Origin of the sequence: Wolbachia endosymbiont (group A) of Machimus atricapillus, assembly GCF_964027095.1 — a bacterium.
In the GTDB taxonomy this organism is placed as follows: domain Bacteria; phylum Pseudomonadota; class Alphaproteobacteria; order Rickettsiales; family Anaplasmataceae; genus Wolbachia.
Genome location: NZ_OZ034727.1, coordinates 926,817 through 940,075 on the forward strand (window position 1 = coordinate 926,817; position 13,259 = coordinate 940,075).

A 13,259-nucleotide genomic window follows, 5' to 3' on the forward strand; every position below is an offset into this window, starting at 1 on the left:
TAAATTCAGGCTTGCAAATACCTCTCATAACATGTAAAATTTTATTTTTTATCACAATAACATCGTACTTTAATGGATTGGTTATTGGTCTTAGTATCATCAGCAATTTTTATTTTGTTAATTTTATCGTTTTTGTTCTCAGGAGCAGAAATAGGCTTAACCTCAATTAGCCGTTCTCGAGTTAATAAGCTAAAGCTAGACGGTAACAAAAGAGCCAGGATAATAGACCGCTTATTAAATAAGAAAGAATTGACAATAGGAACGGTATTGCTCGGCAATACAATTATTAATATTACTTGCTCTGCTTTATTTACAGCAATATTTATCAATCTTTTTGGAAATGAGGGCATTCTCCTATCAACAATTATAATGACATTTTGTATTTTATTATTCTGCGAAGTTCTACCAAAAACTTATGCTATTCAAAATCCTGAAAAATTTGCATCATTTTCTGCTTATTTTGTATTGTTTTTTGTAAAGATTTTTTCTCCATTGACGCTAGGTATTCAATTTATTGTTAACCTCATCCTGAAATTATGTGGGCTGCATAAAGATAAGGAAGTAATATCTGCAGCGGATGCAATGCGTAATATGATTACTCTTCACCGCAGTGAAGGAACTATGTTACAACAGGATTTAGATATGCTAAGCAGCATACTTGATTTGGCTGAGACAGAAATATCACAAATTATGACCCATAGAAGAAATTTATTTTCTCTTGATATAAATCGAAGTAAAGAAGAGTTAATAAGGGAAATTTTAACTAGCAGTCATAGTAGGATACCTTTATGGCAAAAAGAACCAGATGATATTATCGGTGTAATTCACGTGAAGGGTCTAATAAATGCCTTGCGTGAAAAGAATAATAAAGCGGAAGAAGTTGACATTACCCAAGTTATGTCAAAGCCTTGGTTTATACCAGAAAGTACACCGCTCAGCGTGCAACTTCATAACTTCCGTAAGAACAGGAAACACCTTGCATTTGTTATTGATGAGTATGGAGCACTGCAGGGAATTGTAACTCTTGAGGACATACTGGAAGAAATAGTTGGAGAAATTTCGGATGAACATGATTTGATCACGGAGAATTTCATAAAGAAAATATCTGACAATATGTATTACATAGAAGGAAAATCTACTATTAGGGACATTAACAGGCAGTTACACTGGAATCTCCCTGATGAAGAAGCTACAACTCTAGCAGGTATGATTGTGAATGAAATAGAGCGCATTCCTGACAAAGGCGAGGAGTTTTCCATGTATGGTTTTCGCTTTAAGATTTTAAAAAAAGATAAAAATATTATTACTGTTGTTGAAGTGCAAGTAAAAACTGGTAATACTAGTAGCAGCAATTAATTAGTGGAGTTTCATGGAAGATACAGTAAAAATAACGGCTGAAGAGTTGAAGGGTTACATAGAGAGAATCGAAAAACTTGAACAAGAAAAGAGGGATGTGCAAGATCACATTCGTGATGTATATGTAAAAGCCGCAGATGAAGGTTGGGATATAAAAGTGATGAAACAAATTATTAGGCTGAGGAAGATGGATGATGATGACAGAGAGGAACAGGAAATATTGCTTGATACCTATAAACGTGCATTGGGAATGAGCTACGAAGAAGAGTTAAGTGAATAGCAGAATTGTAATTGGAATAAGTGGAGCATCTGGTTCTATTTACGGTGTACGTATTTTAGAGGCGTTAAGAAATATTAATAGATCTCTTATCCCTGTCATCCGAGTAGCTGACACTGGGATCCAGGGAAAAAGAAATATAGATTCCAGCGTCACGCGCTGCAAATTTGGTTATGAAACTCATTTAGTGATAAGTCGTGCTGGAAAAATAACTCTAGCTCATGAGATTAAAGAAAAACTTGAAGATATTACATCACTTGCAGATTTTTACTATTCTGAAGAAAAAATAGGAGAAAAAATAGCAAGTGGCTCATTTAAAACCTCAGGAATGATTGTAGCACCATGCTCTATGAAGACAATGTCTGAAATTGCATCAGGTGTTACTTCCAATCTATTGACAAGGGCTGCAGATGTAACGCTAAAAGAAAGAAGAAAATTAATTCTTATGGTGCGAGAGTCACCACTACATCTTGGGCATTTACAAAATATGTTAAAATTAATGGAGATGGGAGCAATAATTGCTCCACCAGTGCCTGCTTTCTATATTAAACCAAAATCGTTGGATGATATTATTAATCATTCTGTTGGCAAAGTATTGGATTTATTTGATATCAAATTACCTGACTTTAAGGAGTGGCAAGGAAGTGACAATTATTATTGATGGTAAAAAAATAGCAAACGACCTATGTGAGAGGCTATCACAAAAAATTGATATTTTAAAGAGAGAGTATAACATTTTTCCTTGCCTGAAAGTAATTCTCGTGGGCAGCAATCCAGCAAGTCAGGTTTATGTTCGCAACAAACAGAAAAAAGCGGAATCAATAGGCATAAGTTCTGAGACCATTGTTTTGCCTAATAATATTTCAGAAGATGAATTGATTGAAAAAATCAATGAGTTAAATGAAGATCGATCTGTGCATGGCATTTTAGTACAGTTGCCTTTACCAAATCATATTAGTGCAAGCAGAGTAATTAACGCAGTAAGTATTGAAAAAGATGTAGATGGCTTCCACGATGAAAACGTTGGTAGATTAGTTAAAGGTGAAAAAAACTGCCTTATACCTTGCACTCCTAAAGGTTCTTTGCATTTAATTAAATCAATTGAAGAGAACCTTTCCGGTAAAAACGCAGTGGTGATTGGTAGGTCAAATATCGTGGGCAAGCCAATGTTTCACCTATTGCTGCAGGAAAATTGCACTGCTACCATCTTGCACTCACAGAGTAAAGATTTAGCTGAATATTGCTCTAAAGCGGATATAGTAGTTGCAGCAGTCGGAAAGCCAAATTTTGTTCAAGCAGACTGGATAAAGAAAGGTGCAATAGTGATCGATGTTGGCATAAATAGTGTTAATGTAGGAGAGCTTGTAGGTGATGTTGACTTTGAGGGAATAAAAGGGAAAGCCAAAGCTATTACCCCAGTACCCGGAGGCGTTGGCCCAATGACAATTGCATTTCTAATGATGAACACTGTTATTGCTGCTTGCTTGCAGAAGGGAGTTGATGCTTCTAATTTCATTAGTTGAGGTATGAAGAGGAAAGCTATATGAAGATAGAATGTACCACATCTCACAATTAATAAAAAATTGAGATTTTTGAAATTCCTCAGTAGTCAAATTTATTAAATATTTAGGATCATCATCTATTCTTTTTTCTCTACAAGTATAGTATTTTCAAAAGCGAATGATAAAGGTATAATATATTCTATACTGAGAATATGCACGAGCTCCAAGAGGAGAAAAAATATATGCTGATGTTCCAGGAAAAAAGCGGGAAAGAGTGAGTATAATAGGTGGATGGATTGAAAAGAAGTTTATTGCACCAATGACCTTCACAGGAGGGTGTAATAAAGATGTATTTAATGTATGGTTAGAGCGAACCACAATTGCAGCGTAATACAACCATAGTTATGGATAATGCTACATTCCATAAAACTCCCAAAACAAAGTCATTAATAGAGTCTTTTGGCTGTCATTTGCTTTATCTTCCAACATATTCACCTGATCTAAATCCGATAGAGCATTGTTGGCACACCATCAAAAGTCGCCTCAGACCTCTAATGCATCAATGTACAGACTTACACCTTTTAGTTGGTAATACCATTTTAGACGTTTATCATTCGTTTTAGAAAATACTATACTTGTAGAGAAAAAAGAATAGATGATGATCCTATAGCTAACCCAAGAAAGGGTTACTTGAATACTGAAAAACAAAATCAATAGCAGAATTGATATCAGGCCAAAAGCTTGGCAGCGCTTTTTTTATGGCATGCTTGATGGCAAACCAGAACTTCTCAATTGGATTTAAATCAGACGAGTATGGCGGCAAAAATAAAACTTTACATCCAACACTTTCTATTGGGAGTGTTAAATAAACTGTGTCAAACCGCATTTTTAGTTCAACTCAATTTTCAATCTGCCAGGAAAGAAAACATCAAGTTGAGAGATAGTTAATGCCCAATCATGTACAGGCATCGTCCACTTTTCCTCTGCCTTCTTTATAGCACAATATACCTGCTTATGCAAGGCATTTATGCTGGTAAATGAGCCTTTGGTCTTAGTGAATTTCCTAATTTGCCTATGTAGCCCCTCTATGGGATTGGTGGTGTAGATTATCCTCCTAACTGGACCAGAATACTTAAAATAACCAGACAAGTTTTCCCAATTATTCTGCCAAGATTTTATAACCATAGGGTACTTTGTGCCCCATTTTTCATCCAATTCCAACAGATAATTCTCGGCAATTTCCTTGCTTGAAGCTTGATATACCTTCTTTAAATCGCTCAAAAAACTCTTCGCATCTTTACTGGCCACATACTTCAGTGAGTTGCGTATCTGATGCACTATACACATCTGCACTTCCGCATTAGGAAAGACACTGTTTATAGCTGCAGGAAAGCTTTTCAGCCCATCAACGCAGGCAATAAGGATATCTTCTACTTGTATCTTGTCAAAAGCATCTAATGTTTTAAGCTTAAGCATTAGGTGGAGAAGGGAGGAACTCTGTGCTTCTTCTTAGATATAAAATCTGTAGAGGAGATAAGAATTCCCTTCTCAAAAGTATAGGCTGGACGGTATCGTAGAAAGACCTGAATGGTTCTAATTCTGTATTCACAAGGTTAGCCTTACTTTTCATTTTTAATGGTAACGTATGGGGTTATATATGATCAACAACTTTTTGGGCATAGATATATCAAAAGATCGCTTTGATGTTTTTCTCTCATTTATAAGCAAAAAAGGAAAGCGTGAAACTAGAAAAAGAAGCTTTAAGAACGATGGTTTCAAAGTCTACTGAATTTTCTACACAAACATAATGTAGAAAAAGTAAAAACCTGCATGGAATCTACTGGTTGTTATAGCGAAGCACTGGCTGAATTTCTACACAATGCTGGACATTTTGTAAGTGTTGTAAATCCTTATTGCATAAAATCTTATGCAAGGAGTAAGCTGATACGACAAAAGAATGATCAGACCGATGCAGAAGTTATTGCTGGTTATTGCCAAAGACAGGAACCTTCTAGTTGGACACCACCTTCTCCTGAAATGAAAAAATTAAAACATCTTTATCGTTGCTCAGTTGCGTTAAAAGATGAGTTAACATTAGTAAATAACCACTTAGAAAAAAAAGAGAGACTGCCTAAAGAAGTTGCAAATGCTTGGGAAGACCTTGCAATGAATATAGCTCAAAAAATAGAAACAATAAAAAACTCCGTACGTGAACTATTAAATCAACACAAAGAATTGTTGGAAAATTTTCAACTTCTATTGACTATTCCAGGCATAGGAGAAGAATCAGCAATAGCTATTTTAGCTGAAGTTTCTGATATAGAGGTTTTTAGAGATGCCAGGCAATTGGCAGCATATACAGGAGTTATACCACGAAATATGACGTCAGGTTCCTCTGTATATGCCAAACCCAGATTAAGTAAATCCGGTTCACAAACATTACGTAAGGCACTTTTCTTTCCTGCCATAGTAGCTAAGAATCACAATCCTATCATTATGAGCTTTTGCCAAAGATTAAAGGAAAAGGGTAAGCATAATATGGCCATCGTTGGTGCTGCAATGCGTAAGCTACTCCATATCATTTTCGGTATTCTGACATCCAAAAGTGCTTTTGATCCTAACCATATCAAAAACTACAGGGCTAGGAGGTTGACTGAAGGTTTAGTACTTTAAAATCAAAAATGCTTCCTATCTATCTTATGTAAAGTGGTATCTTACACAAATTTATTGAATGTTGTTGGTTAGTGGATATGTTGATAAGTAAACTTCATCTGTTTTGTGCGTATAAAACTAATTTACTTATCAACATATCCACTAACTATAATCTGTGTACTGTTACACAATTGGAAGTATTTTTTGATTTTATGATGCAACTTGGGAAATTTTTATAATTTTTTTGTTGACTAACAAGACGGTATCTCCTGTCATCCCAGTGCTCTTTTTTTGTCATCCGAGTAGTCCCTTTTTTGTCATCCCAGTGCCCCGACACTGGGATCCAGAAAAGTTTGCTTGTAAGCAAGCAAACTAGCATAGAAAGTGGTTACAACATTTTCGATGAGATTATATGGAAAACTGGATCCCAGTGTCTGGGCACTGGGATGACAGCAGTCCTACGTCATACCGCGATTCATTCCTACGTCATACCGCGATTCATTCGCGGTATCTCTTAACATAGATCCCGCTAACAAGCAGCGGGATGACGGTTGTCAGGGTGTCATCCGAGTAGCCTCTTTCTTGTTATCCGAGTAGCCCCTTTTCCTGTCATCCCAGTGCTCTTTTTTTGTCATCCGAGTAGTCCCTTTTTTGTCATCCCAGTGCCCCGACACTGGGATCCAGAAAAGTTTGCTTGTAAGCAAGCAAACTAGCATAGAAAGTGGTTACAACATTTTCGATGAGATTATATGGAAAACTGGATCCCAGTGTCAAGCACTGGGATGACAAAAAAAGGAGCACTGGAATGACAGCAGTCCTACGTCATACCGCGATTCATTCGCGGTATCTCTTAACATAGATCCCGCTAACAAGCAGCGAGATGAAGATTGTCGTTTAGCTATAAATATTTAAGAAATTTACCAAACGAAAAAAAAGGCAAAAGAAGCCCTAGTCATTGTCTATTTTCAGTATTAGCGTTTTTTAAGTCTTAAACACCGCAATTTAGCTGCTTTTAAATGCAACTCACCTTAGTTTAAATGTTTAAGAAATTTACTAAGCAGAAAAAAAGGCAAAAGAAACCCCGTGTTAGCTAGTTGTCACTCTCTAATCCTGCAAATTGGCGTACTATACTGTCTTAAACGACTTATAAGCGCGTTTCAGCTTATATAGGTAAAAACCCAGAAATGTTGTGAAGATATAAGGTGCACATAGTGCAAAAAATTAAAAATAAGACGCCAACTACGTTGTTTTCTTGCTGTTTAATCTGCACAGATGAAGATAACTGAATACCTTCACTATCATGATAAGGGGGCTGGCGGAGTTTGTCAAGGAAGTTTTTTCGTTTCTATTCCCAAGAAAAGTTCGTTATATGGTTATGCAAGAAGTCTATTATATTTCCTTACCCATTTGCTTAACTTTCTCTCTACTTTTTTTGAATAAGGTCACTATTGGCATGACAAACATTCATCGTAGTCAATATCTGTTTTGTGTTGCAATATTTCACTTTTTTTGAATATGTCATGCGAAACCTTGTCAGCTCTCTGCATTGATTGTGATCTGCAGTAATATAAGCTCTTCAATCCTTTTTTCCAGGCAAGCATGTGTATTTTATGCAAGTAACGTTTGTGTATGTTGGCAGGCAAGAACAGATTGACTGATTGAGACTGACAAACATACGGAGTTCTATCACTTGCATGTTCTATAATCCATCTTTGATCAAGCTCGTACGCTGTTTTAAATGTCAATTTTTCATGCTCACTAAGAAAATCTAAATGCTGAACGGAACCCTCGTTTGTCGAAATTGAAGACCATATTTTATCATTGTCTTGATTTTTTTCTGCTAATAGTTTTTGCAAGAATTTATTTCGCACTACAAATGAGCCTGTCAGTGTCTTTTGTATGAATACGTTTGCTGCATATGGCTCTATTCCAGGAGAGGTATTGCCTGCAATAATGGAGATTGAGGCAGTTGGAGCAATAGCGAGCTTGTGTGTAAACCTTTCCATTAGATCAACTTCTTTGGCATCAGGACATGCCCCCTTTTCCTCTGCTAATTTTTTAGAAACTATATCTGCTTGCTCACGTAAATACTTAAATATTTTTTTATTCCATTGTTGTGCTATTACTGATTCAAAAGGAACCATTTTGCTTTGTAAAAATGAATGAAAACCCATCACACCAAGACCAATACTGCGTTCTCTGGCTGCAGAATATTTTGCTCGCTGCATTTCATTCGGTGCTTTATTTATGAAATCTTCCAATACATTATCAAGAAAGCGCATTATATCTTCTATGAAGAGTTTATTGTCTTTCCATTCTTCGTAGTACTCAAGGTTTACGGATGATAGACAACACACAGCAGTGCGTGACTTATTCAGGTGATCATAACCTGTAGTTAAAGTTATTTCACTGCATAGATTTGACATCTTGATGTCTAAGTTGAGCTTTTTGTAAGATTCTGGCTTATTGTTATTTGTTGCATCAAGGAAAATAATGTAAGGTTCTCCAGTTTCAACTCTTGCTGTTAATATTTTGATCCATATATCCCGCGCTTTTACAGTTGAAATAACCTTATTGTTGTGAGGGCTTATTAAATTCCATTCTTGATCATTCTCAACAGCCTGCATAAATTTATCTGTTACTATTACAGCATGATGTATATTTAACGCTTTGCGATTTGGGTCACCGCCTGTTGGCTTGCGCAAATCCAGAAACTCTTCTATCTCCGGATGAGATACAGGAAGATAGACTGCTGAACTTCCTCGCCTTAAGGATCCCTGACTAATTGCGAGCGTTAGAGCATTTTGCACCACAATGAATGGTACAATTCCTGATGTTTTACCACTACCTTTTACACTTTCACCAATTGAACGTAAATTTCCCCAATAACTACCTATACCTCCTCCACGTGCAGCAAGCCAAACATTTTCATTCCATAAGTCAACTATTCCCTGCAAGCTGTCTTCGGTTTCATTAAGAAAGCAAGAGATAGGCAACCCTCTCTTGGTGCCACCATTGCTGAGTATTGGTGTTGAAGGCATGAACCACAAGTTGCTCATGTAGTCATAAAGACGCTGCGCATGTTCTTTGTTATCAGAATAGTAATTAGCAATACGTGCAAAGAGGTCTTGGTAACTTTCATTTTCTATTAAATACCTGTCTGATAGAACTGCTTTTCCAAAATCGGTTAATTTGCTATCCTTTGCGTAATTAATAGTAATGTTATTCATAAAATTCCTTTTATTCTTTTATTATATATAGATACTTAAAAGCCACTTTGAGCGATTTTTAAGTTAGGTTTTTCGGATTTTCTTGTTGATGCTGTAATGCAAACAAGATACCGTCAACCTGACTGCCATATATTTTACAGTAACTCATATAACTTATCTGCATATTTATTTTTTTTGCAACATGTTGAACATAACTTTCTGAGTGACGAAAATAGTCTCCTTTGTTTACAAAGTCAATACCTTCACCTTCCTTTCTTCTTATTAAACATATAATAACCCCTTTTTTGCTCGTAGATCTTTTTGCTAATTCCAATTCTTCTTGAAAGTCATGTAGATAATGTAGCACTTCAGCAAAGATAATTACATCATACTGCTGGTTTTTCTTTTGTTTAAGAAACTCTTTCATTTCCATATGTATTAATTCATTGTAAACAGGCTTACCTTTTATAAAGCATCCTCTTGCGATATTTAGCATTCTACTTGAAATGTCAATTCCTGTTATGTGGCTTCCAGTACTATTTATTTTCAAGAAATGACCACATATTCCAGTCCCACAACCAAGGTCAAGTATATTGAGCTCAGAAGTGGAGTTGTTGAAGATTTTTGTAATTATCATGTGTACAAGTTCATGCCCTCTATACTGTTTAGCAATCAACCAATGCTCAACAAAATATTCACCTGTGTAATCAAAATATTGTCTTATGAGGTTTTTTGGCAATTCTGTAATAGGCGCTGAGTTTGTCATTTTTTTTATATAGTAAGATGCCTCCTCGTGATCACTATCTAATTTTAGTGTCTGTGTTAAATAATTATAAGCTTTATTAGTATTCCCTACCGCAAAATGACACCTTCCGATGTTATACCAGACTATGGGTAAATGGGGGTAAAATATGCTAATTAACCAAAATCGTAACTTTGCATCTGATATGCTACCTTTATAAAAGTGATATAAACCGATTTCAATGTTGGTATTTAACAGGTTCTTAGATTTTTTAAGAAGCACTGTCATTTCTTTATGAAGAGTATTATATTTATTCACAATGAAGTGTTTTACTTTCTTAATATTTAATACACCAATGAGCTTAGACATACAATTTAAAGCAACGTTTTTTATAAAAGAGAGATTACTTTTCATACATGAGAAATACTCCGAATGTTCATTATCATTTTTAGGCAATTGATTTTAACACATTTTATCTTACAAAATATCTTTTTTATTAATTTTTACTGTATATATAAGTTTACCGCATATTTCTCAGATTGTACTGTTTAGGATTGCTAGTATATTGTTGTTGATAATATAAGTAAATGTTTTGTGCAAAAAGGCGTTGACATATTATTTATTAGGTTATAATATAAAGATTAATTTAGTTTTTAGATGTTTGACAAGTTTTATGGTAGAGATTAATTTAATCTCAATTCAATTTTAATAATATTTAACTCTGCATATTCTGCATATAGTCGGATAAATAAATTATTAAGAGCACTTGATGGATGCCTTGGCGTTAAGAGGCGATGAAGGACGTGGCAGGCTGCGATAAGCTGTGGGGAATTGTCAACAAATTTTGATCCGCAGATTTCCGAATGGGGAAACCCAACTAGCTTGGCTAGTTATTACATACTAAGTATGTAAAGCAAACTTGGTGAACTGAAATATCTAAGTAGCCAAAGGAAAAGAAATCAACCGAGATTCTGTTAGTAGTGACGAGCGAAAGCGGAAAAGGCTAGTGATTTAAGAATAAGAATTAGAATACTCTGGAAATAGTAACCATAGAAGGTGATAGTCCTGTATAAGTAGAAAGTTTTTAAATCCTTGAGTAGAGCGGGGCACGTGAAATCCTGTTTGAATATGGGGGGACCATCCTCCAAGCCTAAATACTCCTTAACGACCGATAGTGAACAAGTACCGTGAGGGAAAGGTGAAAAGAACCCCGGGAGGGGAGTGAAATAGAATCTGAAATCAAGTGCTTACAAACAGTTGGAGCTCTATATCAATTTATTGATATTTAGAGTGACAGCGTACCTTTTGCATAATGGGTCAGCGAGTTAATCTATGAAGCAAGCTTAAGCCGTTAGGTGTAGGCGTAGCGAAAGCAAGTCTGAATAGGGCGTTTTAGTTTTATGGATTAGACCCGAAACCAAGTGATCTAGTCATGACCAGATTGAAGGTGTGGTAAAACACACTGGAGGATCGAACCAGTTAATGTTGCAACATTATTGGATGAGTTGTGATTAGGGGTGAAAGGCCAATCAAACTTGGAAATAGCTGGTTCTCCGCGAAATCTATTTAGGTAGAGCGTTGTATGTATGTTGTTGGGGGTAGAGCACTGGATAGACTAGGGGGATTCACCGTCTTACCAAATCTAACTAAACTCCGAATACCAACAATTAATTATACAGCAGGCACACTACGGGTGCTAAGTCCGTGGTGGAAAGGGAAACAACCCAGATCACTATCTAAGGTCCCAAAATTACAGCTAAGTGGGGAAGGAAGTAGAAAAACCATTACAGCTAGGAGGTTGGCTTGGAAGCAGCCATCCTTTAAAGAAAGCGTAACAGCTCACTTGTCTAAATAAGTTTTTCTGCGCCGAAAATGTACCGGGGCTAAAGCTGTATACCGAAGATGTGAGTGCTTATTGATTTCGATCAATAGGCGCGGTAGCGGAGCGTTCCGTAAGTCTGTGAAGGTGGTTTGTGAAAACTGCTGGAGATATCGGAAGTGAGAATGCTGACATAAGTAGCGTAAAAGAGTGTGAAAAACACTCTCACCAAAAATCTAAGGGTTCCTACGTTAAGTTAATCTGCGTAGGGTTAGTCGGTTCCTAAGGCGAGTCCGTAAAGGAGTAGTCGATGGCAATTAGGTTAATATTCCTAAACCTCTTAAGTGTGACGGGTTTCGTATTTGTATAGATCTTATTGGATTGATCTATGCTTAAAAGAAGCTCCAGGAAATAGCACTTATATTTATGAGGCCGTACCGCAAACCGACACTGGTGGATGAGTAGAGTATACTAAGGTGTTGAAAGAATGATGTTGAAGGAACTCGGCAAATTATACCTGTAACTTCGGAAGAAGGGTAACCTGCTTTTAGGCAACTATGAGTAGGTGGCACAAAATAGGGAGTAGCGACTGTTTACTAAAAACACAGGACTCTGCAAACACGTAAGTGGAAGTATAGGGTCTGACGCCTGCCCGGTGCTGGAAGGTTAATAGGAGGGGTGCAAGCTCTAAATTGAAGCCCCAGTAAACGGCGGCCGTAACACTGACGGTCCTAAGGTAGCGAAATTCCTTGTCGGGTAAGTTCCGACCCGCACGAATGGCGTAACGATTTCTCCACTGTCTCCAACATCACTTCAGCGAAATTGAATTCCCCGTGCAGATGCGGGGTACCCGCGGTTAGACGAAGAGACCCCGTGCACCTTTACTATAGCTTTACATTGCTATTAAAAGTGTGATGTGCAGGATAGGTGGGAGACTTTGAAGTTATGGCGCTAGCTATAATGGAGTCAACCTTGAGATACCACCCTTTACACTTTTGATATCTAACTATGTTTCATTATCTGGAACTAGGACATTGTATGGTGGGTAGTTTGACTGGGGCGGTCGCCTCCTAAAAAGTAACGGAGGCGTGCGAAGGTAAGCTAGAGCTGGTCGGAAATCAGCTTGATAGTATAATGGCATAAGCTTGCCTGACTGCGAGGCTGACAAGCCAAGCAGAGACGAAAGTCGGTCATAGTGATCCGGTGATTCTGTATGGAAGGGTCATCGCTCAACGGATAAAAGGTACGCCGGGGATAACAGGCTGATGGTGTTCGAGCGTTCATAGCGACGACACCGTTTGGCACCTCGATGTCGACTCATCACATCCTGGGGCTGAAGAAGGTCCCAAGGGTTCGGCTGTTCGCCGATTAAAGTGATACGTGAGTTGGGTTTAGAACGTCGTGAGACAGTTCGGTTTCTATCTGCCGTGGGTGAAGGAAATTTGAGAAGGTCTGACTCTAGTACGAGAGGACCGAGATGGATATACCTCTGGTGTACCAGCTGTTATGCCAATAGCATCGCTGGGTGGCTATGTATAGATGGGATAATTGCTGAAAGCATATAAGCAAGAAACCCTCTTCAAAAAGATTTCCCAATTAAGGCCGTGGAAGACTACCACGTTGATAGGCTAGGTGTGGAAGCATGGTAACATGTGAAGCTAACTAGTACTAATAGCCTGATTGATTTATTTGCTTTCTATAT

9 protein-coding genes, 1 rRNA gene and 3 pseudogenes are annotated in these 13,259 nt (G+C 37.2%); 9 read left to right on the plus strand and 4 right to left on the minus strand.

Annotated elements, in window-relative coordinates; translation table 11 throughout:
* Positions 1-72 precede the first annotated feature (72 nt).
* The 5 genes and pseudogenes from AAGD68_RS04510 to AAGD68_RS06775 all read left to right on the plus strand — a co-directional run bounded on the left by AAGD68_RS04510 (position 73) and on the right by AAGD68_RS06775 (position 3,758).
* Positions 73-1,356: an HlyC/CorC family transporter gene (locus AAGD68_RS04510; protein ID WP_341814145.1), complete on the plus strand. Its 1,284-nt coding sequence runs from the start codon at positions 73-75 to the stop codon at positions 1,354-1,356.
* A gap of 13 nt (positions 1,357-1,369) precedes the next feature.
* Positions 1,370-1,636 carry a DUF2312 domain-containing protein gene (locus AAGD68_RS04515; protein WP_064125346.1) on the plus strand — a complete coding sequence of 89 codons (267 nt, stop codon included), beginning with the start codon at positions 1,370-1,372 and terminating at the stop codon, positions 1,634-1,636.
* Positions 1,629-2,294 carry a UbiX family flavin prenyltransferase gene (locus tag AAGD68_RS04520; protein ID WP_265044976.1) on the plus strand — a complete coding sequence of 222 codons (666 nt, stop codon included), beginning with the start codon at positions 1,629-1,631 and terminating at the stop codon, positions 2,292-2,294. Before AAGD68_RS04515 ends, AAGD68_RS04520 begins: the two co-directional genes overlap by 8 nt.
* Positions 2,278-3,156, plus strand: a complete 879-nt coding sequence (folD, locus tag AAGD68_RS04525; protein WP_253309370.1) for a bifunctional methylenetetrahydrofolate dehydrogenase/methenyltetrahydrofolate cyclohydrolase FolD — start codon at positions 2,278-2,280, stop codon at positions 3,154-3,156. The genes AAGD68_RS04520 and folD overlap by 17 nt, the downstream gene beginning before the upstream one ends.
* 217 nt (positions 3,157-3,373) lie before the next feature.
* Positions 3,374-3,758 (plus strand): annotated as a pseudogene (locus tag AAGD68_RS06775) (transposase).
* Between the two features lie 47 nt (positions 3,759-3,805).
* Here AAGD68_RS06775 and AAGD68_RS04530 read toward each other — a convergent pair.
* Together AAGD68_RS04530 and AAGD68_RS04535 are read right to left on the minus strand one after the other, a co-directional pair.
* Positions 3,806-4,021, minus strand: coding sequence for a transposase (locus tag AAGD68_RS04530; RefSeq protein WP_410529953.1), 216 nt, complete (start codon positions 4,019-4,021; stop codon positions 3,806-3,808).
* Positions 4,022-4,023: 2 nt separating this feature from the next.
* Positions 4,024-4,569 (minus strand): annotated as a pseudogene (locus AAGD68_RS04535) (IS256-like element ISWpi15 family transposase); the annotation flags it as partial.
* A 223-nt stretch (positions 4,570-4,792) separates the two neighbouring features.
* Here AAGD68_RS04535 and AAGD68_RS04540 point away from each other — a divergent pair.
* The 3 genes and pseudogenes from AAGD68_RS04540 to AAGD68_RS04550 all read left to right on the plus strand — a co-directional run bounded on the left by AAGD68_RS04540 (position 4,793) and on the right by AAGD68_RS04550 (position 6,573).
* Positions 4,793-5,808 (plus strand): annotated as a pseudogene (locus AAGD68_RS04540) (IS110 family transposase).
* A 293-nt stretch (positions 5,809-6,101) separates the two neighbouring features.
* A complete protein-coding gene (locus AAGD68_RS04545) occupies positions 6,102-6,305 on the plus strand; it encodes a hypothetical protein (protein WP_309166368.1) in 204 nt (67 codons plus the stop codon).
* 133 nt (positions 6,306-6,438) lie between these two features.
* Positions 6,439-6,573, plus strand: coding sequence for a hypothetical protein (locus AAGD68_RS04550; protein ID WP_265017381.1), 135 nt, complete (start codon positions 6,439-6,441; stop codon positions 6,571-6,573).
* Between the two features lie 659 nt (positions 6,574-7,232).
* Here the strand turns inward: AAGD68_RS04550 and AAGD68_RS04555 are convergent.
* Both AAGD68_RS04555 and AAGD68_RS04560 read right to left on the minus strand, forming a co-directional pair.
* Positions 7,233-9,017 (minus strand): ribonucleoside-diphosphate reductase subunit alpha, encoded by a 1,785-nt coding sequence (locus AAGD68_RS04555; protein ID WP_253309154.1) that lies wholly within the window; start codon positions 9,015-9,017, stop codon positions 7,233-7,235.
* A gap of 58 nt (positions 9,018-9,075) precedes the next feature.
* Complete coding sequence (locus tag AAGD68_RS04560; protein WP_264329070.1) at positions 9,076-10,152, minus strand: methyltransferase domain-containing protein; 1,077 nt, start codon at positions 10,150-10,152, stop codon at positions 9,076-9,078.
* A 332-nt stretch (positions 10,153-10,484) separates the two neighbouring features.
* On the opposite strand from AAGD68_RS04560, the gene AAGD68_RS04565 reads away from it, so the two are divergent.
* A 23S ribosomal RNA gene (locus AAGD68_RS04565) occupies positions 10,485-13,250 on the plus strand.
* Positions 13,251-13,259: the final 9 nt, after the last annotated feature.